Source organism: Pseudomonas grandcourensis, assembly GCF_039909015.1.
Taxonomy (GTDB): Bacteria; Pseudomonadota; Gammaproteobacteria; order Pseudomonadales; family Pseudomonadaceae; genus Aquipseudomonas; species Aquipseudomonas grandcourensis.
Window position 1 is genome coordinate 2,797,386 of record NZ_CP150919.1, and the last position, 20,803, is coordinate 2,818,188.

Below are 20,803 nucleotides of genomic sequence, written 5' to 3' on the forward strand. Positions count from 1 at the left end.
GGTTCTGATCAAGCGGCCTTGATCGCTTTGGCCGATACGGCGCAAGTGCCCGGGTGCTCGACCAGCGACACGAAACTTCGGCTGTCGGCATCCAGTGCATCGATCGAACCGGTCTCGATGTCGTACACCCAGCCATGCAGGTTCAACAGGCCTTTTTCCTGGGCCAGTCGCACGCTCGGGTGCGTCTGGATGTTGGCCAGCTGGGCGATGACATTTTCCCGAACCATCGAACTGACCTTGGCCGCTTCATTGGCGTGAGACCGACCGTCGTTGATCACTTTCGCCGACTCGGCGTGCTGCAGCCAGCCGCTGACGGCGGGCAGGTGATCCATGCAGGTGCACTTGGCCACTGCCGTCATGGCGCCGCAGTCCGAATGGCCGCAGATCACGATGTCGGTGACGCCGAGCACAGCGACGGCGTATTCGACCGTGGCCGACACACCACCCGGATGGGGGCTGTAGGACGGCACGATGTTGCCGGCGTTACGGATCACGAACAGTTCACCGGGCTCTTGCTGGGTCAGCAGTTCCGGCACGACACGGCTGTCGGAACAGGTGATGAACAGTGTGCCTGGATGTTGAGTGGTGGCCAGGTGTTTGAACAGGTCGGTGCGTTGCGGAAAGGCTTCTTTCTGGAACTTCAAAAAACCGTCGATGAGCGCTTTCATGATCGCTTCCTCAGGGGTGAGCAGGGGCGGCCCGCACGGGGCGTGCGGGCCGGTATCAACTTAGAAAGGACGCAGGGGCAGGAACTTGCCGTCGAGGGTGATGACGGCGCGGGAGCCGCCTTCCGGGTCTTCGACTTTCTTCATGTCGAGCTTGAAGTTGATCGCGCTGATGATGCCGTCGCCGAACTGCTCATGAACCAGGGCTTTGAGGGTCGTGCCGTAGATCTGGATCATTTCGTAGAAGCGGTAGATGGTCGGGTCGGTCGGTACGCCCGAGAGGCTGCCACGCAGGGGGATGATCTGCAGTCGGGCCACGGCGTCGGCGTCCAGTTCGAGTTTGTCGCCGACCACTTTGGCGGCGGTTTCCGGCAGCGGGTGTTGGCCGAGCAGGGCGGCGGTGACGTAGGCGAGGCTCAAGCCGGTGCCGTCGGCCAGGTCCTGCCACGACAGGTTTTTGCGCGCCTTGGCATCAAGGACAGAAGTGGTCAGGGCCAGGCTAGGGTCGTTGTAGGCATGGGACTGTTGCATGGTGATTCTCCTATCGGAAGGGGTGTCGCTTGGGTGTGGGGCCATCTTCTGCCGATCAATCCATAGCGTCCAAGACCGATATACAATGCAAGCCATAAGCACTGCCTATAGATGGAGAATCCCATGTTGCTTCGACATTTGCGTTATCTGCTGGCGGTGGCCGACCACGGCGGTTTCACCCGCGCCGCCGAGGTGCTGCACGTGTCCCAGCCGACCCTGTCGCAACAGATCCGGCAGCTGGAAGAATCACTGGATGTGAGCCTGTTCGACCGCACCTCGCGCACGGTCAAGCCCACCGATGCCGGCGTGGCTTACATTGAATGTGCGCGGCGGGTGTTGGTCGAACTGGAAGCGGGCAAGCGTGCGTTGCATGACGTGAAGGATTTGTCCCGCGGGACCTTGCGCCTGGCCATGACGCCGACGTTCATGGCCTATCTGGTAGGGCCACTGGTGCGCGACTACAAGGCGCGTTACCCGAACATCCACCTGGAGATTTACGAGTTGTCGATGGACGAAATCGAGGCCGGGCTGGCGGATGATTCGCTGGATATCGCGATTGCGTTCGATCAGGTGAGAAATGCCGATATCGAATCGATCCCGGCCTTTACCGAAACCCTGGGGTTGATGGTCGGACGTGATCATCCGCTTTATGAACATCAGCACGCGTTGTCCGCCGAAGAGGTGGCCGAGCTCGAGTTTGCCCTGCTGACCCCGGACTACATCACCCGCACCTGCATCGATGAGTATTTCACTCAGGCGCAGATCACGCCCAAAGTGGTGATCGAAGTGAACTCGGTCAACACACTGCTGGAAGTCATCCGGTATTCGGCCATCGCCACCATCCTGCCGGAACCTATCGCCACTCAGGATCGGGCGTTGCGCAAATTGTCCATGCAGGGCGCAGCGCCTGAGCGCGGGGCCGCGCTGCTGCGGCGCAAGAACAACTATCACAGTGCGGCGGCGGTGGCGTTTGTAGAGCTGGTGTCGGGAATGGGGTTTTCTTGACTACTACAACTCCCCCTGTTGATCTTCGTTCAGATATAAAAAAGCCTGCTCCTTATCAGGAGCAGGCCTTGTTTATCAATGAGTCAGTAATGACTCATTTCAATTAGTAGAACCGGTCAATCACCCGAACTTCGTTCTGGTTCTGCATCGAGGCCCAGGCCTGTTTCAGGGTTTGCAGAACATTACCGATGAAGTCCTTGTCGGCCGCGGCTTTCTTGCCGACATAGCCCTGGCCGCGACGGTACATCTTCAGTCGGGCCAGCAGGTTCTGGTTGTTCTGGTCGAACTCTGCTTCATGGGCGTGCGGCGACAGGCAGTCGATATGAACCTGGCCACACTTGCTGATCCAGAGAATATGGTTGTCATGGCTGTCTTTCTTTGCAGCGAAGATACGAGCCAGTTCATCGATAGTTGGTTGATTGTTCAGATTCATCATAAAGCCCCTTGACCAATTGGTGATCTTTCAAAGTTGATTCGCTAATACAGGTAGCCCATCGGTTAGTTGATCCCTGGCACCGAAACCAGGACGTCAGCGTTCGACCGCCTTATCGGGCGGGGTCCTGCGTCTGTTGCATGTAGTCGTGTTGAATAACTGCTACGCAATAGCGTCACAACGAAGAGAAGCGGCGAAAACCTTAAGGCCACTGCCGACGCTTTCAGGGTCGGCCACAAGCTTCATGAGGATTGCTCGCCAAGTCTTCTCGCCCTTGTACTGGACGTTCAGGCCAGGTCAGCTTCTTCAATCTGCCTTGTGGGCAGCGTGTATCCGGGAAAAACAGCTCGGCGGTCAGACGAGCTTGCTCAAACGTGTTGCCTGTACTCCCGATCGGGGAGACGTCTGCATCATGCAAGGGCAAATCGGAGGCGTCAACGGTTTTGTAGTGAATATTTTCAGTCACTACATATTGTCGGACAAAGCTGTTGGGAATTAGCGCGGGGGGCGAGGTCGTGTCGGTCAGGACGACAAAGGCGGACACTCAAAGCGGTAAAAAGTGCAGGAATAGCGGTCAACTACCTGCTGATGCAAGGTGAGCCCACCAACGTTGAGCCCCGGCATCACGGCGGCCCAGAACCGGTGTGCCGGCTGGTTTGCCTCGATGTGGAAAATCTGCCATTGACCGGGGAATTGACTCAATAGGGTGGAAACGACAAATCGCGCGACACCCTGGCCACGGAAGCGTCGACTGACAAACAGATAGCCGATGTTGTAGTCGGCACCGGGTAGATGGACCTGGTTATCCACGGTCACGAATCCGGCCAGTTCACCGTCGACCTTGATCAGGAATGGTCGGGTGGCCGGGTTTCGCCAGTAGTCGGGCATGGGCAGGATGTTGAACAAACCGTATTCGCCCAGCTTCAGCGGCAACCATTCGCTGAAGTCGTAGGTGTAGAACTGCATCAGGTTCTCGATGGTTTCCAGCTCATCGCGTTGGGCGGCGTGCAGTTCTATCGAGGACATGCGGGTTGGCTCCTGTCTCGGCCACACAAGGATAGATCGTGCGATGAGTCTCTGTGGCGAGGGTTAAGTTTTGCTTGCCGGTTTTGCCCTGCGCTTGGTGCCGCTCGCTGCTTTGCGCGGGGTGCCTTTACGTTTTTTCTTCCATGGGGCTGCGGCGGAGCCGCCGGGTGGCGGGCCGCTGATGGTCAGGCTCAGCCCGGCACAGCGACTGACCTGTTTGCTCATCCACGCCGCCTGTTTGGTGACGAACTCTTCCAGGCTCATTTCCCCGCTTTGCACCATGTCCAGGGCTTGCTCCCAGATCGCCGTAGTGCCCGGATCGGCGATGGCCCGCGGTACGGCGTCGATCAGGCTGAACGCGGCCGGCGTGGCGGCCAGGGCCTTGCCGTTCTTGACCAGATAACCACGGTCGAGCAGGCCCTGGATGATCGACGCACGTGTCGCTTCGGTGCCGATGCCGGTGGTGTCCTTGAGCTTTTGCTTGAGCAGCGGGTCTTCCACCAGTTTGGCGACATTCTTCATGGCCTTGATCAGGTCGCCTTCCGTGAACGGCTTTGGCGGTTGCGTCCACAGGTCCTTGAATTGCACGCCGGCCACTGCGCAATCGATGCCTTCGGCCAGGTTGGGCAGAGTCTGCGGTGCCGGGGCTTCGCGCCCCTTGGCCGGAGCCAGTGCTTCGGGCAGGGCGCGTTTCCAGCCCGGCTCGATGATCTGCTTGCCGACAGCGCGCAGGGCCTCGCCAGCACAGTCGAAGTCGGCCTGGGTGCGATCGTATTCGTGATTGGGCAGGAACTGCGCCAGGTATCGGGCGCGGATCAGCGTGTAGACCGCTCGCTGTTTGCCCGCCAGGCGCTCGAGGTTCTTTGCCGCAGCGGTGGGGATGATGCCGTGGTGCGCGCTGACCTTGGCATCGTTCCAGGCCCGTGAGCGCCGTTGCGGATCAAGGTGATCGTGCAAGGCGTGCAACGCCGGATCGGCCTGGCGCAACGCCGCCAGAATGGCCGGTGCCTCGCTGTGCTGACTGAGGGGCAAGTAGCCGCAATCACTGCGCGGATAGGTAATGACCTTGTGGGTTTCGTACAGCGCCTGGGCGATGTCCAGGGTTTCCTGAGCGCCGAGGCCGAGCTTCTTCGAGCAGACCTCCTGCAGGGTGCCCAGGTCGAACGGCAGCGGGGCCACTTCGCGCATCCGTTCGGTGCGCAGCTTGATCACCCGCGCACTGGCCGCGCCGCTCATGGCGGCCGCCGCTTGTTGTGCCAGCGCCTGGTTCAGGCAGCGGTCCTGATCGTCGCAAAGCTCCGATGCCGCGCGCCATTGAGCGGTGAACGCGGTGCCGTTGTGCCGCAGTTGCACGTCGATGGCCCAATAGGGGACGGGCACAAAGTCGGCGATGCTGCGATCGCGATCCACCACCAGACGCAAGGTCGGCGTTTGCACCCGGCCCACCGGCAACACGCCTTGATAGCCAGACTGGCGCCCCAGCAAGGTGAACAGCCGACTCATGTTCATGCCGATAAGCCAGTCGGCCCGGGAGCGCCCCAGAGCCGAGTGATAGAGGCTGAAGGTCTCGTTCCCCGGTTTGAGGGCCGCGAGGGCCTTGCGGATGGAGGCATCGTCCAGTGCCGACAACCAGAGACGGCGGATCGGCCCGCGATAGCGGCAATGTTCCACCAGTTCCCGGGCGATCATCTCGCCCTCGCGGTCGGCGTCCGTGGCAATGATCAGTTCGGACGCTTCACCGAGCAGGCGCTTGACCGCCTTGTACTGGCTGGCGGTGCGCGGCTTGACGGTCATTTTCCATTTATCGGGAATGATCGGCAGGTCGGCCAGCACCCAGCGCTTGTAGCGCGCGTCGTAGGCATCCGGCGGTGCGGTTTCCAGCAGGTGGCCGATGCACCAGGTCACCGTGACGTCCGTTCCCAGCCAGCAGCCATCGCCCCGGCGCCGGGCGCCGAGGACTGCCGCAATGTCTTTGGCCTGGGAAGGTTTTTCACAGAGGTACAGCCGCATAACCACCATCGTCGATCAATATGCCAAGGGTGCACAGAATGGCGCTTGATGGGCGATGGAGCAATCTTTATCTGTATGGATGTACAGCTTGGTGTGTCGCACCCGTTCGGCTGCGAAGCCGTCGCGAGGGTAAAACTTGGGTTATACCTGATAAATCGTGGTTTCAGGTTTTGGGGCTGCTGCGCAGCCCATCGCAGGCAAGCCACGCTCCCACAAGCGATTTGCAGGTCCATCACCGTCATGAGGAACGTTTTCCATGAAAAGCTCCGGTCCTAGTCCTGTCATCACCATCGCCGAGCAGCCTGGCTGTCTGCTGGTGAGATTTCACGGCATTCAAGTGGCCGCCTCGGCGCGGGCCCTGGTGTTGCTGGAGGCCAACTACCCGCCGGTGTACTACGTGCCGCGAGAGGACATCGACGAGAAGTATTACGCACGCACCGACCACACCAGCTATTGCCCGTACAAGGGCGATGCCAGCTATTTCAGCCTGCAGGTGCCGGGGCATGAAAGTGCCAACGCGGTATGGAGTTACGAGGATCCCAAGGTGTCGGTGGAGCAAATCCGCGGATACCTGGCGTTCTACCCGGATCAGGTGAAGTTCGAGTTGCTTGATGCCGAGGTCTGATAGGGGTTGATCGGCGCGACGAGGGAGCCAGCTCCCTCGTCGGCAGGCATAACCTCAGTTCTTGTCGAGATCCACGTTGCGCGTCTCACGCAGGCAAATCATCCCCACCACCAGGCTCACCCCAGTGATCACCACCGGATACCACAGCCCGTAGAAGATGTCCCCGGTGTATACCACCAACGCGAACGACACGGTCGGCAGGAAACCGCCGAACCAGCCGTTGCCGATGTGGTAGGGCAGGGACATCGAGGTGTAGCGGATGCGCGTCGGGAACAGTTCGACCATCAACGCCGCCAGCGGGCCGTAGCACATTGCGGAGATGATGATCAGCGCGACGATCAGCGCCACGATCATCGGTTTGTTGATCTGCTGCATGTCCGCCTGTGATGGATACCCGGCCAACGTTACGGCACCGCGCAGGGCGGCTTCGTCGAAACCATCGATCTTCACGTCACCGACGCTGACCTGCACGCCGCTGCCGGCCGGGGCCGCTGCGCTCTGGTACGGCAGGCCCTGCTTGACCAGGAAGGTCTTGACCTTGTCGCACGGGCTGTCGAATTTCGCCTTGCCCACCGGGTCGAACTGGAAGGTGCAGGTGGCCGGGTCGGCCATCACGGTGATCGGTGCCTGGCGGCTGGCCTGGTCGATGGCCGGGTTGGCGTAGTGGGCCAGGGTCTTGAAGATCGGGAAGTACAGCGCGGTGGCCAGCAACAGGCCGAGCATCAGCACCGGTTTACGCCCGACCTTGTCCGACAGCCAGCCAAAGAAGATGAAGAACGGCGCACCGATGGTCACGCTGACAATCAGCAGGCCGTTGGCTACCGCCGGGTCCATTTTCAGGAACTGGGTGAGGAAGAACAGCACATAGAATTGCGCGGCGTAGAAGGTCACCGCTTGCCCGGCATTGATGCTGAACAGCGCGATCAACACCACCTTGAGGTTTTCCCACTTGCCGAAGGAGTCGCGAATCGGCTGTTTGCACAGCTTGCCTTCTTCTTTCATTTTCACGAAAGCCGGCGACTCGTGCAGGCTCATGCGAATCCAGGTCGAGATGCCCAGCAGCACGATGGAAAACAGGAACGGAATGCGCCAGCCCCAGACTTCGAACTGATCGCCGGTGAAGTAACGACAGCCCAGCACCACCAGCAGCGAGAGCAGCAGGCCCAGGGTCGCGGTGGACTGAATCCAGCTGGTGTGGAAGCCACGCTTGCCGATGGGCGCGTGCTCGGCGACATAGGTCGCGGCGCCGCCATATTCACCGCCCAGGGCCAGGCCCTGGAGCATGCGCAGTACCACCAGGATGATCGGCGCGGCGATGCCGATGCTGGCGTAGGTCGGCAGCAGCCCGACGCAGAACGTCGCCAGGCCCATGAGGATGATGGTGGCGAGGAAGGTGTATTTGCGCCCGATCATGTCCCCCAACCGCCCGAACACCAGCGCGCCGAACGGCCGGACGATGAAGCCGGCGGCGAAGGCCATCAACGCAAAGATAAACGCCGTGGTGTCGTTGACCCCGGCGAAGAACTGCTTGCTGATCACCGCCGCGAGGGCGCCATAGAGGAAAAAGTCGTACCACTCGAAGACCGTCCCGAGGGACGAGGCGAAGATGACTTTCTGGGTTTCCTGGCTGGTGCCCGCGCTGCGCACGGCTTCCAGGGTTTGAACGTTCTCTGACATACCGGTATCCCTCACAGTGATTGTTTTTGTTGTTCCACTGGTGTTGCGTGTTCCTTTTAGGGGTGATGCTTGATGTCCGTGAATCAAGAGCTGTCCTTGTGGGAGCGAGCTTGCTCGCGATGACGGTGGGTCAATCAACAATGATGTTGAATGTCACACCGTCATCGCGAGCAAGCCCGCTCCTACAGGGATTGTGTTTGCAGCGGAGTTGAGGATCATCTGCGCAGCCTTCTCGGCAATCATCAGCGTCGGCGAGCAGGTGTTGCCCGAGGTGATGCGCGGCATGATCGAGGCATCGGCAATGCGCAGGCCGGGAACGCCATGGACCTTGAGTTGCGCATCGACCACGGCGTCGGCGTCATTGCCCATGCGGCAGGTGCCCACCGGATGGAAAATCGTGGTGCCGATCCGTGCGGCGGCTTCGTGCAGTTGTTCTTCGCTTTGCAGGTTGTCGCCGGGCAGGTATTCCACCGGATTGAAGGCGCGCAGGGCCGGGGCGGCGACGATGCGCCGGGTCAGGCGAATGGCGTCGGCGGCGACCCGCAGGTCCTCCGGATGGCTCAGGTAATTGGGCTGGATCAGCGGGGCTTCCTGCGGATCGGCGGAGCGGATTTCCACCCGGCCACGGCTTTGCGGACGCAGATCGCAGACCGACGCAGTGAACGCCGGGAAGGCATGCAGCGGTTCGCCAAAGCGCTCCAGCGACAGCGGCTGCACGTGGTATTCGAGGTCGGCGGAAGTCTGTTCCGGCCCCGAGCGGGCAAAGGCGCCCAACTGGCTCGGCGCCATGGACAGCGGGCCACTGCGGTCATACAGGTAGCGCAGGCCCATGCCCAGCTTGCCCCACAGGCTGCCGGCAATCTGGTTCAGGGTGCGGGCGTTTTCCAGCTTGTAGATCAGCCGCAGTTGCAGGTGATCCTGCAGGTTGCCACCGACGCCGGGTAGCTCATGGGCGACGCCAATGCCAAGCCGCTCAAGCAGTGGACGCGGGCCGATACCGGAGCGTTGCAGGATGCTGGGCGAACCGACGGAGCCGGCACACAGGATGATCTCCTTGCGCGCCTTGAAGGTTTTCGCCTGGCCTTGCCAACGAGCGCTGACCGCCGAGGCGCGGCCATTGTCCAGCAGCACGCGGTCGACTTCGACACCGGTCAGCACGGTGAGATTGGGGCGCTGGCGAATGGGTTTGAGAAAGGCCTTGGACGCGTTCCAACGGATGCCGGCCTTCTGATTGACCTGGAAATAGCCGCAACCTTCGTTGTCGCCCTGGTTGAAGTCATCGATGCTGGCGATGCCGCTTTGCTCGGCGGCACTGCGGAACGCGTCGAGAATCGGCCAGGACAGGCGCTGGCGTTCGACCCGCCATTCGCCCGCGGCACCGTGAAACTCGGCGGCGCCGGCAAAGTGGTTTTCGCTCTGCTTGAACAGTGGCAACACCTCTTGCCAGCTCCAGCCAGGGTTGCCGTCGGCGGCCCAGCGGTCGTAGTCGCCGGCCTGGCCGCGCATGTAAATCATGCCGTTGATCGAGGAGCAGCCACCCAGTACCTTGCCGCGCGGGTAGCTCAGGGCGCGGCCTTGCAGGCCCGGTTGCGCTTCGGTCTTGAAGCACCAGTCGGTGCGCGGGTTGCCGATGCAGAACAGGTAGCCCACGGGGATGTGAATCCACGCATAGTTGTCGCGGCCGCCGGCTTCGAGCAGCAACACGCGATGTTGAGCATCGGACGATAGTCGATTGGCCAGCAGACACCCGGCCGGCCCGGCCCCGACCACGATGTAATCGTATTCATCTAGGGAAGCCTGCATCCCTGACCTCGTGTTGTTGTTCTTGTTGTCTGTCATCCTAGTTGTTAGCTTTCGTCAAAAGAATGTTAGTTTTTGCGCAGCCGCTGTGCGTTTTTAAACAGCATCCCGAACGGCAAAGAACAAGGACGCTTCATGTTCGACTGGAATGACCTGCGGTTTTTTCTCGAATTGCAGCGCAGCGGGCGTTTGCTCACGGCTGCCCGTCGCTTGAACACCACCCACGCCACCGTAGCGCGGCACATCGAGGCCATTGAGAAGAGCCTCGGCACGGCGTTGTTCGTCCAGCATGCCCAGGGTTACGAGATGACCCCGGCGGGCGAGGCACTGCTTAAGCACGCCGAAGCGATGGAGAACGTGGCGCTGCTGGCCCAGGAGGAAATCACCCAGTCCACCGCGCCGCTGGGCAAGATCCGCGTCGGGGTGACCGAAGGGCTGGGCATTATGTTCCTGGCCAGTCGCATGAACGGCTTGTTCGAGCGCTATCCGGGGCTGGAGGTGGAACTGGTGGCAGTGCCGCGTTTTGTCAGCATCCTCAACCGCGAGGCGGAAATCAGTATCCATCTGGAACGCCCGGCCGCCGACATGCTGGTCACCCGCAAACTCACCGACTATCGCCTGGCGCTCTATGCCAGCCAGGACTACCTCGACCGCTCGCCGCCGTTGCGCAGTCGCGAGGACCTGGGGCGTCATGCGTGGATTGGCTATGTCGACGACCTGCTGTTCAGCCAGGAACTGGTGTTTCTCAACAGCTTTTGCCGCAACCCGCAGGTGGTGTTTCACAGCACCAGTGTGATCGCCCAACAGCAGGCGGCGCGCTCAGGCCTGGGGATTGCCGTGCTGCCGTGCTACATGGCCAGTGCCGATCCCGGTCTGGTGCCATTGCTGCCGGACGAAAGCATCCAGCGCAGCTACTGGATCAGCACCCGCCGGGAGTTGCACAAGTCGGTGCGGTTGCGGGTGTTGTGGGATTATGTGGTGGAGTTGTGTGAGCGGGAGCAGGGGTTGTTGCAGGGGGCTGTTGCTCAGGGTGCCTGAACTGACGCCATCGCGAGCAAGCTCGCTCCCACATTGGATTAGCGTCGTTCGCAATATATGTGGCAACACTACCCCCTGTGGGAGCGAGCTTGCTCGCGATGGCGGCGGCACATCCAATATCCATCTTGAGGTTTAACCAACAATCTCGAACGCCGTGCTGGCCAACCGCTCACCGTTAACCATGACATGCACCGCATGGCGCCCCGCATAATGCCGGCGGGTGGTGAGTTCCTTGATCTGTTGGCCACGGCTGACGGCTTCGATGGCGTTGCCCGGCAGCGTCAGCGTCTTGAGCTTGAACACCTTCGCCGAGGTGCTGCCGTTGGCCTTGACGTAATCGATGGCGTAGTCGATCACCAGGCGCTGGCTGCTTTCAACGGTGGATTTGACGGCAAACGACAAGGTGATCTTTTCTCCCAGGCCAATCATCGGCGGTTCGACTTTCACATCAATAATCTCGACTTCAGGCTTGCCGCCCGCGCCGATGATCGCCAGTGCCCGCTGGTTGCCCTGTTTGATCAGGCTGCGCAGGGCGTGTCTGGCGATCCATGCGGTGTGCCGGTTGTCCAGCGACCAGCCTTCGATCAGGCCGAGTACCCAGTCGGGATGATCCTTGGTGATGTCGTTGAGGTGGTTGGCCACGGATTTGCGTACGTACAGACTGGTGTCGGCCTTGAGGTTGTCGAGGATGTTCGCGGCCAGTGTCGGATCGGCCTGGATGCCCTCCAGCCGGAATGACCAGGGCAGGCGTGGCCGGCATCCTTCGCTGGCCAGGCGCCGCACGTGCTCGTTGTCGTCCAGGGACCAGGCATGCATCAGCTTGAGCGAACGCTCGAGGTCACTGCGCAGAAAGTGACGGATTGCGAATTCCGAAGAGCCAAAGGCGGTGAAGTATTTCAGTGCGTCCATCGACTGCTCGAACGCATGGGCGCCGTAGCTGGCGACATAGTGCGGCAGGCACATGCTGACAAAGCCGCTGTTCAGGCGCGGGGCGAGGGCGCGCAGCACCTGCAGCGACGCCTCGTAGTCCAGCGGGAGCACGGCGTGCAGGCACTCGCTGACCCGGGCCATGCGCTGCATGACGCTGAGGTCTGCCAGGCCGGTTTGGGCCAGCTTCAGGAAGCGCCTGGCCTCGAATGGCGGATAGACCGCGGTCATTTCGCTGGCGATGTGCTGTAGGCGCTCGGTGTTGAAGATTTCCTTTAGCGCCGGAGATTGTTGGTCAGCCATGGTGGCTCCTTGGCAATTGTTGTTGATCCATCACACCGCGTTATCGTTCTTCGCGAGCAAGCCCGCTCCCACAGAAAGGCGTGTTAGCGACAAAGATCCAATGTAGGAGCGAGCCTGCTCGCGAAGAGGCCCTCGAAGTCACCTCAATTTTTGCCCGCTTGCTCCTGCAGTTGATCCGACTCGAATAACCTGCCCAGCTCGACCCGTGCTTCCTGCGCGGTCTGCATCACTTTCACGGCGTCGTCATACACCGCATGCTGGGCTTCAAGCACCTCTTCGTCGTGCTGCTTGAAACGCTTGATCCGCGCATCCGCCTGGGCCTGGGTCAATCCCAGGCCGATCAGGGTTTGCCGGCTCATTTCCAGGCTCGAATGGAAGGTTTCGCGCACGGCGTGTGCGCCGACGTCCATCAGTCGGTGCACATGCTGGCGGTTACGGGCGCGGGCGATGATTTTCATGTGCGGGTAGAGCTTGCGCACCAGTTCGGCGGTCTTGATGTTGGTGTCCGGGTCGTCGGTGGCGATCACGAAATACTCGGCTTCCCCGACCTTGGCCGCGTTGAGGATTTCCGGGCGCATCGGGTCGCCGTAGAACACCGGCACGCCACCAAAGCTGCGGGACAGTTCGATGGTTTCCACTGAGGTGTCGAGGGCCACGAACTTGATGTTCTGCGCACGCAATATCCGCGCAACGATCTGGCCCATGCGACCCATACCGGCGATCACCACCCGTGGCGCGTCGGCGTCGATTTCGCGGAACTTCTCCGGCACTTCCACCGGTTGCACTTTCGGGCTGACCAAGCGTGCGCAAAGCAGCAGCAACAGCGGCGTCACGGCCATGGACAGGGTGATGGTCAGCACCAGCAAGTCATATAGCTCTGCGGCGAACAGCCCGTGATCGCGCCCGATCTTGAACACCACGAAGGCAAACTCACCACCGGCCGCCAACACGATACCCAGACGGATCGCACTGACCTTGTTCAAGCCCCCGGCCAGGCGACCGACAATGAACAGCAGTGGCAGTTTGATCGCGATCAGCAGCAGGGTCAGGCCCAACACCGCCACCGGCATGCTCAGCAACAGGCTCAGGTTCGCGCCCATGCCGACGCTGATGAAAAACAGCCCGAGCAACAGGCCCTTGAACGGTTCGATCTGGGCTTCCAGTTCATGGCGATATTCGGAGTCCGCCAGCAGCAGGCCGGCGAGGAAGGCGCCCAGGGCCATGGAAATGCCGACCAGCTCCATCAGCCAGGCCGTGCCGATCACCACCAGCAACGCCGTGGCGGTGGAGACCTCTGGCAGCGCGGTTTTGGTCACCACGCGAAACACCGGCCGCAGCAGATAACGCCCGCCGATCACCACCACGGCGATGCTGGCCAGCACTTGCAGGCCGTGGTTCAGGTCTTCGCTGGCGGTGGTGCTGTGATCGCCACCGGCAAGCAACGGCACCATGGCGATCAAGGGGATCGCGGCGATGTCCTGAAACAGCAGAATCGCGAACGCCAGCCGCCCGTGGGGGCTGGTCAGTTCCTTGCGTTCAGCCAGGCTTTGCAGGCCGAACGCCGTGGACGACAGCGCCAGGCCCAGGCCCAGGACGATCGCGGTATTCAACGGCTGGCCAAACAGCCACAGCGCCACCACGCCAATCACAGTGCCGGTGAGCAACACTTGCGCCAGACCCACGCCAAACACTGATTTGCGCATCACCCACAGGCGTCGCGGCGACAGTTCCAGGCCGATGATGAACAACAGCAACACCACGCCGAGTTCGGAAATGTTCGCGACGCTTTGTGGATTGTCGATCAGGCCCAGCACCGACGGGCCGATGATCACCCCGGCAAACAGATAGCCCAGCACCGCACCCAGTTGCAGGCGCTTGGCCAAGGGGACGATGAGCACGGCCGCCATCAGAAACACGACAGCGGTTTGTAGCGGGTTGCCTTCATGGGGCATGAGAAAACTCCAGGACTCGGTACTGCGGGGGTGACAAGAATAAAGGCTGAGCCCTCCGGCGTCAGCAAAACGCTCGGGCCCGGATGTTACAGTTTGCATTAATTGGTTACATTTATAGAATTAGCTGATCAATCCAGCTGTCCTTCTCGAGTAGTCCCCATGGCGATCAACTTCGACCTCAACGATCTGCAGGCTTTCCGTGCCGTGGTCGAGCAGGGCAGCTTTCGCAAGGCCGCCGATACGGTGCGCATTTCCCAGCCAGCCTTGAGCCGGCGCATCGAAAAGCTTGAGGACGCCCTCGGCGTGCGGCTGTTCGAGCGCACCACACGCAAGGTCAGCCTGACCCAGGCCGGACGGGGTTTCATGCCCAGCGTCGAACGCCTGCTGGACGATCTGGACGTGGCATTGCTGGGCATCAGCGAAGTCGCTTCGACCCGGCTCGGCCATGTCACAGTCGCCTGTGTGCCCTCGGCGGCCTACTACTTCATGCCGCGGGTGATTGCGCACTATCACCGGCAGTTTCCACGGATCAAGGTCAAGGTGCTGGACTCCAGCGCCCACGACGTATTGAGCGCGGTGGTCAATGGCGAAGCGGATTTCGGCCTGAGCTTCATGGGCACGCTGGAAGCCGAAGTGGATTTCGAGCCTTTGGTGCAAGAAGGGTATGTGGTGGCGTGTCGGCGCGATCATCCGCTGGCGGGGCGAAGCAGTGTCACCTGGGACGAGTTCTATCAGCAGGACTACATCTCGCTGGATAAAACCTCGGGCAACCGTTTTCTGCTGGATCAGGCGCTGACCGGCGTGGTGCCGCAGCGGCCGAGTATCTGCGAAACCCGTCACGTGACCACCATGATCGGGCTGGTGGAGGCCGGGTTGGGCGTGGCGGCGGTGCCGTTGATGGCGATGCCGGCAGCGGACCATCCGATCCTGACGCGGGTGCCGTTGACCGATCCGCAGGTGATGCGCAGCGTCGGTCTGATCAAGCGCCGGGGTCGAACGCTGACCCCGGCGGCATTGGAGCTGGAACGGCTGGTGGTGGAGATGAAAGTCCTGCAGCCGTCGGTCAGTGGCTGACTGAGTCCAGCCCGGTCGCTTTCACGTCCGGTTGAGCCTGGGCCGAGGCCATGTATTGCAGCAAGGCCCTGGCTTCGGCCGGGTGCCGGGCACCTACCGGGATACCGGCGGCAAACCGGGTGACCGACTGCACTGACTCCGGAATCTTCGCCACGAAACTGACCCCCGGCACCGGCAACAATTCGCTGACCTGCTGGAAGCCCAGTTGATAGTCGCCAGTGGCAACCACCGAGCCCACGGGGATTTTCGCCACCATGGTCGACTTGGGCTTGAGCTGGTCTTCGATCCCCAGGCGTTTGAACAGCTGCTGCTCGATGTACACGCCGCTGGCGCTGTCGGAGTAGGCCACCGATTTGGCGTCGAGCAGGGTCTTTTTCAGGCCCTCGACGTTGCTGATATCCGGTTTCGGCGCACCTTCGCGCACCACCAGTCCAATGCGCGAATCCGCCAGTTCGACACGGGAAGCCGGGTCGACCTTGCCCTGCTTGATCAAGTCGTCCAGTGCGTAGCCGACCATGATCACCACGTCGGCTTGCTCACCCCGAGCCAGGCGATTGGGGATCGCTTCCGGGGCCTTGCCCATGGAGGGGCCGAGCGCGGTGTCGAGGGTGTTGCCGGTGGAGGCGGCGAATTTCGGGCCGAGGATCTTGTAGGCCGCCGTGAAGCCGCCGGAGGTCATCACACGGATCTCTTCAGCCTGGGCAATGCCGCTCAAGCCCAGGCTGGCCATCAATGCGAGGGCGGCAAGATTGACGGTTTTTTTCATGGTCATGTTCTCAATGAAGGGCCGGTTCACGACGCCACCGGTTGCAGATGATTCGAGGCGCGGCGATAGAGCATGAGCGTGGCGCACAGCGCGCACAGTGCTGCAAAGCTCATCCAGTAACCCGGCGCCGCCTTGTCGCCGGTGTACTGGATCAACAAGGTCGATATCGCCGGGGTGAACCCGCCGAACACGGCCGTGGCCAGGCTATAGGCGAGGGAGAAACCGGCCACCCGGACTTCCACGGGCATGATCTCCGTCAGCGCCGGGATCATCGCGCCGTTGTACAGGCCGTAGATGAACGACAGCCACAACAGCACCAGCAGCATGTGGATGAAGCTGGGCGCGTTCACCAGATAGGTCAGCACCGGGTAGGTGGTGGCGATGGCCAGCAAGGCCATGGTGATCAACACCGGGCGTCGACCGATGCGGTCCGAGAGTGCGCCGCCAATCGGCAGCCAGATGAAATTCGAAACGCCCACCAGCAATGTCACCAGCAGCGCATCGGACGTGCTCAGGTGCAGCACGGTTTTACCGAAGGTCGGCGCGTACACCGTGATCAGGTAGAAGGCGGTGGTGGTCAGGGCGACCATCATCATGCCAGCGAACACGGTCAGCCAGTTTTGCCCCAGGGTACGGAACACCTCACCCATGCTCGGGCGGTGTTTGCGGGTGGCGAACTCTTCGGTTTCCTCCAGGTTGCGGCGCAGCAGGAAGATGAACGGCACGATCATGCAGCCGACGAAGAACGGAATCCGCCAGCCCCAATCGGCTATCACACTCGGTGCCATCCACTGGTTCAAGGCGTAACCCAGCGCGGCGGCGACGATGATCGCCACTTGCTGGCTGCCCGACTGCCAACTGGTGAAAAAGCCCTTGTTACCAGGTGTGGCGATCTCGGCGAGATACACCGATACGCCGCCCAGTTCCGCACCGGCGGAAAAGCCCTGCAGCAGCCGCCCGATCAGCACCAGGGCCGGGGCGAACAGACCGATGGTTTCGTAACCGGGCACCAGCACAATCAGGATCGTGCCGCTGGCCATGATCGACAGGGTCACGATCAACCCTTTGCGTCGACCCACATCATCGATATAGGCACCCAGCACCACGGCACCCAATGGGCGCATCAGGAAGCCTGCACCAAACACCGCGAAGGTCATCATCAGCGAGGCGAATTCGCTGCTGGCGGGAAAGAACACGGCAGCGATCTGCGTGGCATAGAAACCGAAAAGGAAGAAGTCGAACTGTTCGAGGAAGTTGCCCGAGGTGACCCGGAAAATGGCGCTGGCGCGAGAGCGTCCGCGCGGGATTGAGGCTGTCATCGATAAATACTCCACCGCTTTTATGACGTGCGCCGACTGGACGCGGCGCACGGTTCTTATTGGGGCGGATAGTGGAGCAGGGGCATCGATATGTTAATTGCATTGTTGGCATGCATTGATGTGCAAAGTGGATCAATGCATCCAGGGATAGGGCTGTGCCTGCGTCAGGCTGGATGGCTCAACGATCAGATAAACGCCTCGATATGAGCCATCCCCCGGGCCACATACTCATCCTTCTCACCCACCGGGGCAAAATTGTTCAGCACTTCCCGGGCTGTTTCGCGGCCTTTCAACCGGGCCAGGATCCAGGCCGCGAGGTACGGCGACGCCAGGCAGCCACCGGCGGTGGCAATGTTGCCGTTGGCGTAGAAGGCCTGGTTGACGACATTGACCCCGGCTTCCACCACCCAGGGCTTGCTGATTGCGTCGGTGCAGGCCGGGGCATCGCCGAGCAACCCAAGCTTGGCCAGCAGGAAGGTGCCGGAACACTGGGCAGCCAGCAGTTGGCGTGCGGGATCGAATTGCAGTTGCTCCATGATCCCGGGAGTGGCAGCCACTTCCCGGGTCTTGCGGCCACTGCCCACCAGCACTGCATCCGCCTGACAGGCCTCGGCGAGATCGATGTGTGCATCGATGGTCAAACCATTCATCGACGTGACCTGCGGCGTCGGCGACGCGATGCTCACGCGCCAGTCCTTGTCCCCGAGCAGGGAAACCCTGCTGAGCATGCCGTAGGCGATCAGCGAATCCAGTTCGTTGAAACCGTCAAAGGTCAGAATGGCGATGTGCATGGCGAAATTCCGCTGAGTTTTCGACCAGCCTACGCGGGTGCAACTCAACGTAGCCGGTACAGTTCGAAAGATTATTATGATAACAGTCATGTAACGCGCCCCGGCACCAGGCGACGAAACGCTATTCGCTATGTGCCCGCACCACGCTCACGGTGCCCAGCCGATACTGATTGTTCCCGCTGCGCTTGGCCTCATACATCGCCAGGTCGGCAATGTGCAGCAAGCGGTCAATGCTCGGCGCATGATCGGGGAACACCGCGACCCCGAGGCTGGTGCCGATGTGGCGCTGGTCGTTGCCGATGGTCACGGGCGGGGAGAGTTCGACGAAGATTTGCTGGCAGATGCTGCGCGCTTCGTCTTGCAGGTTTTTGCCCTGGGGCAGACCCTGGAGAATGACCACGAATTCGTCGCCGCCGATCCGGGCGACGGTGTCGGTGCCGCGCAGGATGCGCTTGAGCCGTGTGGCGGTCGTGACCAGCACCCGGTCGCCGGCGGCATGACCATAATGGTCGTTGATGGCCTTGAAGCCATTGAGATCGACAAACACCAGCGCCACCCGCGTGGCACTGGCGCGCGCCAGCTCCAGGGCTTCGGACAGGCGCTCCTCGAGCACCAGGCGATTGGGCAGGCCGGTCAACGGGTCGTAATGGGCCAGGTGCTTGAGGTAGTTGGCCGAGGCCTTTTCTTCAGTGATGTCGCGTACCACGCCCATCATCTTGATCGTTTCGTCGTGGTCATTCTTGACCACGTTGCCGGTTTCCCGCAGCCAGCGGATCGTTCCGTCGGGCCAGACCACGCGGTATTCCTCGTCATGGTTTTCGCCGGTTTCCAGGCAACGCAGTTCGCCGGCCCGAACCCTGAGCCGGTCGTCCGGATGCACGCAGGAGCAGAACAGGGCGTAGGAGGGCGTCACTTCGCCGATCTTGAAGCCAAACATGCCGAAAATCGCGTCTGACCAATACAACCGGTCGGTGTCGACATCCCAATCCCAGGTGCCGATGCGGGCAAAGTACTGGCTGCGTTTGAAGCGCTCGGCGTCGCCGTCCTGGTGGATGTTCCGGCTTTCGGACAGGCGGGTGACGATGCTGCGATATTCGGCCAGTTGCTTTTGCAGCGAACGTTCGCGCCAGACCAGCGCGACGATCAGGGTGAGCGTCGTTGAACCAAGGATGACGCTGGTCCAGAGCAGGATCATTCGGGGATGGCCATCAGGGCGGTGAACCGTACGGGTAATTGTTGATTATTTTAGTTCAGCAAACAGCTTTGAACGCCGCGCGGGAGTCAGCAATGGTTGCCAATCGAGGGCAAATCTGGGAAAACGGCGCCCATCAGGCCCTTGAGGGCGAGAGAGCATACGAGTGAATTCAATGAATGACGAGCTTCAGGTAATCGATCTTCAGGTGGGTGACGGAAAAGCCGCCGTAAAAGGCGCGCTGATCACCACCCAGTACCGTGGCTGGCTGGAGGACGGGACCGAATTCGATTCTTCCTACAGCCGGGGCAAACCCTTCCAGTGCGTGATCGGCACCGGTCGGGTCATAAAGGGCTGGGACCAGGGCATCATCGGCATGCAGGTCGGTGGCAAGCGCAAGTTGCTGGTGCCGGCGCACCTGGCCTATGGCGAACGCACCATGGGCAAGATCACGCCGAATTCGAACCTGATCTTCGAAATTGAATTGCTGGAAGTGCTGACGCGGGATGATTGATCCTCAGGCCTGAAAGGTTTCCCGGTACGCGTAGAGGCCGGGCGTACCGCCGGTCATGACGAACAGCACGTTGTCCCCGGGGGCGAAGCGCCCTTGCTGCAGCTCGGCCAGCAAACCCGCAAAGGCTTTGCCGGAGTACACCGGGTCGACCAGCAGGCCTTCGGCACGCGCCATCAGGCGTACCGCGTCCTGCATGGCGGCGGTTGGCAGGCCATAGCCGGCGCCCAACTGGCTGCCGTCAATCACCATCTCATCAGCCTGCACCTCGGCGCTGCTGCCCAGGAGCGCCAATGTCTCTTGGGTCAATTGCAGAGTTCTCGCCGCTGATGAGTCCTGGTCGGACAACACCGAGAACGACTTGACCAAGGAAGTACCCCGGCCAAGCAAATGGAAACCCGCCGCGAGCCCGGCATGGGTCCCGGCGCTGCCGTTGGGGACCACCACTTGATTGAGCGTCAGATCCAGCTCCGCCTCTTGCAGGGCGATTTCCGCTGCACAGCGGGCATAGCCGAGGCTGCCCAAGGGGGTCGAGCCACCCGTCGGCAGCACCATGACCTTGCGTCCGCAATCCCGAAGCTGTGCCGCCCTGGCCTCGGCTTTGGCCAGTGAGTCGGTACCGCCGGCAAACACCTGCATCTGCGCGCCGAATAGCTGGTCGAGCAGCACATTGCCGTTGAGTTCGTAATCCACCTCGGCTTTGGCCACGGCCCGGGTCAGGAACAGCTCGCAGGCGATGCCCAGCCGGGCGCACACCGCGGCAGTCAGGCGCGCATGATTGGACTGGATGCCGCCCACGGTAATGATCGTATCGACCCCGGCTTGCAGCGCCGCGCCGATATGGAATTCAAGCTTGCGCAACTTGTTGCCGCCCGCGCCGATCAACATATGGTCGTCGCGTTTGAGAAACAGGCCGATACCCTGCTTGTCCAGCCCCAGCAGTTGTTCGATTCGCGCAGCCCGCTGAATGGGCGTGGGACCTTGCAGCAGGTCTGCCCGCGCAAAAGCACTCAGGGACTTGTCCAGTTGGGTCTGCATCGATCGAGCCTCGTTGTTCACCATGATCAGGCTGACTTTATGGAGAAAGGCCGGTGGGATAAACGCACTGCCGGTCATGACTGTTTTAACACGGTGTAACTAATCGGCCGGGCGGCGGGA

Annotated in this window: 19 protein-coding genes; 5 read left to right on the plus strand and 14 right to left on the minus strand. The window is 61.3% G+C overall.

The annotated features are described in order from the left end of the window. Nucleotides 1-8: 8 nt before the first annotated feature. Both AABM52_RS12635 and cynS read right to left on the minus strand, forming a co-directional pair. The gene (locus AABM52_RS12635; protein WP_347912075.1) at nt 9-668 is read right to left on the minus strand and encodes a carbonic anhydrase; all 660 of its coding nucleotides are present in this window, start codon (nt 666-668) and stop codon (nt 9-11) included. Between the two features lie 60 nt (nt 669-728). Next, nucleotides 729-1,196, minus strand: coding sequence for a cyanase (gene cynS / locus AABM52_RS12640; protein WP_007997334.1), 468 nt, complete (start codon nt 1,194-1,196; stop codon nt 729-731). Nucleotides 1,197-1,319: 123 nt separating this feature from the next. Here cynS and cynR point away from each other — a divergent pair, with 123 nt between their 5' ends. Continuing rightward, nucleotides 1,320-2,201, plus strand: a complete 882-nt coding sequence (cynR, locus tag AABM52_RS12645; RefSeq protein WP_347912076.1) for a transcriptional regulator CynR — start codon at nt 1,320-1,322, stop codon at nt 2,199-2,201. A gap of 103 nt (nt 2,202-2,304) precedes the next feature. Here cynR and AABM52_RS12650 read toward each other — a convergent pair whose 3' ends face one another. The 3 genes from AABM52_RS12650 to AABM52_RS12660 all read right to left on the minus strand — a co-directional run bounded on the left by AABM52_RS12650 (nt 2,305) and on the right by AABM52_RS12660 (nt 5,670). After that, nucleotides 2,305-2,634, minus strand: a complete 330-nt coding sequence (locus AABM52_RS12650; protein WP_032829393.1) for a hypothetical protein — start codon at nt 2,632-2,634, stop codon at nt 2,305-2,307. Nucleotides 2,635-3,156: 522 nt separating this feature from the next. Further along, on the minus strand, nt 3,157-3,660 hold the full coding sequence (locus AABM52_RS12655; protein ID WP_347912077.1) for a GNAT family N-acetyltransferase: 504 nt from the start codon (nt 3,658-3,660) through the stop codon (nt 3,157-3,159). 63 nt (nt 3,661-3,723) lie between these two features. Continuing rightward, the gene (locus tag AABM52_RS12660) at nt 3,724-5,670 is read right to left on the minus strand and encodes a DNA topoisomerase III (RefSeq protein ID WP_347912078.1); all 1,947 of its coding nucleotides are present in this window, start codon (nt 5,668-5,670) and stop codon (nt 3,724-3,726) included. A gap of 256 nt (nt 5,671-5,926) precedes the next feature. On the opposite strand from AABM52_RS12660, the gene AABM52_RS12665 reads away from it, so the two are divergent. Further along, nucleotides 5,927-6,295, plus strand: a complete 369-nt coding sequence (locus AABM52_RS12665; RefSeq protein ID WP_223594803.1) for a DUF427 domain-containing protein — start codon at nt 5,927-5,929, stop codon at nt 6,293-6,295. Nucleotides 6,296-6,349: 54 nt separating this feature from the next. Here AABM52_RS12665 and AABM52_RS12670 read toward each other — a convergent pair whose 3' ends face one another. Together AABM52_RS12670 and AABM52_RS12675 are read right to left on the minus strand one after the other, a co-directional pair. After that, entirely contained in the window at nt 6,350-7,972 is a 1,623-nt protein-coding gene (locus AABM52_RS12670; protein ID WP_347912079.1) for an MFS transporter, read from the minus strand. A gap of 153 nt (nt 7,973-8,125) precedes the next feature. Beyond that, nucleotides 8,126-9,775, minus strand: coding sequence for a GMC family oxidoreductase N-terminal domain-containing protein (locus AABM52_RS12675; RefSeq protein ID WP_347912080.1), 1,650 nt, complete (start codon nt 9,773-9,775; stop codon nt 8,126-8,128). Nucleotides 9,776-9,907: 132 nt separating this feature from the next. Between AABM52_RS12675 and AABM52_RS12680 the strand changes: the two genes are divergently transcribed. Then, on the plus strand, nt 9,908-10,810 hold the full coding sequence (locus tag AABM52_RS12680; protein ID WP_347912081.1) for a LysR family transcriptional regulator: 903 nt from the start codon (nt 9,908-9,910) through the stop codon (nt 10,808-10,810). Between the two features lie 132 nt (nt 10,811-10,942). Here AABM52_RS12680 and AABM52_RS12685 read toward each other — a convergent pair whose 3' ends face one another. Further along, nucleotides 10,943-12,040 (minus strand): DNA alkylation repair protein, encoded by a 1,098-nt coding sequence (locus AABM52_RS12685; protein WP_347912082.1) that lies wholly within the window; start codon nt 12,038-12,040, stop codon nt 10,943-10,945. Between the two features lie 143 nt (nt 12,041-12,183). Then, the gene (locus AABM52_RS12690; RefSeq protein WP_347912083.1) at nt 12,184-13,992 is read right to left on the minus strand and encodes a monovalent cation:proton antiporter-2 (CPA2) family protein; all 1,809 of its coding nucleotides are present in this window, start codon (nt 13,990-13,992) and stop codon (nt 12,184-12,186) included. Between the two features lie 159 nt (nt 13,993-14,151). Between AABM52_RS12690 and AABM52_RS12695 the strand changes: the two genes are divergently transcribed. Next, nucleotides 14,152-15,066: a LysR family transcriptional regulator gene (locus tag AABM52_RS12695; RefSeq protein WP_347912084.1), complete on the plus strand. Its 915-nt coding sequence runs from the start codon at nt 14,152-14,154 to the stop codon at nt 15,064-15,066. Here AABM52_RS12695 and AABM52_RS12700 read toward each other — a convergent pair. From AABM52_RS12700 to AABM52_RS12715, 4 genes are all read right to left on the minus strand, one after another. Then, nucleotides 15,056-15,832 carry a substrate-binding domain-containing protein gene (locus AABM52_RS12700; RefSeq protein ID WP_347912086.1) on the minus strand — a complete coding sequence of 259 codons (777 nt, stop codon included), beginning with the start codon at nt 15,830-15,832 and terminating at the stop codon, nt 15,056-15,058. The two genes, AABM52_RS12695 and AABM52_RS12700, sit on opposite strands and share 11 nt — an antisense overlap. 26 nt (nt 15,833-15,858) lie before the next feature. Next, nucleotides 15,859-17,151: an MFS transporter gene (locus tag AABM52_RS12705; protein ID WP_347912087.1), complete on the minus strand. Its 1,293-nt coding sequence runs from the start codon at nt 17,149-17,151 to the stop codon at nt 15,859-15,861. A 185-nt stretch (nt 17,152-17,336) separates the two neighbouring features. Continuing rightward, nucleotides 17,337-17,942 (minus strand): DJ-1/PfpI family protein, encoded by a 606-nt coding sequence (locus tag AABM52_RS12710; RefSeq protein ID WP_347912088.1) that lies wholly within the window; start codon nt 17,940-17,942, stop codon nt 17,337-17,339. Between the two features lie 121 nt (nt 17,943-18,063). Then, nucleotides 18,064-19,137: a sensor domain-containing diguanylate cyclase gene (locus AABM52_RS12715; RefSeq protein WP_347912089.1), complete on the minus strand. Its 1,074-nt coding sequence runs from the start codon at nt 19,135-19,137 to the stop codon at nt 18,064-18,066. 172 nt (nt 19,138-19,309) lie between these two features. Here AABM52_RS12715 and AABM52_RS12720 point away from each other — a divergent pair, with 172 nt between their 5' ends. After that, nucleotides 19,310-19,648 carry an FKBP-type peptidyl-prolyl cis-trans isomerase gene (locus AABM52_RS12720; protein WP_223535973.1) on the plus strand — a complete coding sequence of 113 codons (339 nt, stop codon included), beginning with the start codon at nt 19,310-19,312 and terminating at the stop codon, nt 19,646-19,648. Nucleotides 19,649-19,651: 3 nt separating this feature from the next. On the opposite strand, the gene AABM52_RS12725 is transcribed toward AABM52_RS12720, so the two are convergent. Next, nucleotides 19,652-20,683 carry a D-cysteine desulfhydrase family protein gene (locus AABM52_RS12725; RefSeq protein WP_347912090.1) on the minus strand — a complete coding sequence of 344 codons (1,032 nt, stop codon included), beginning with the start codon at nt 20,681-20,683 and terminating at the stop codon, nt 19,652-19,654. Nucleotides 20,684-20,803: the final 120 nt, after the last annotated feature.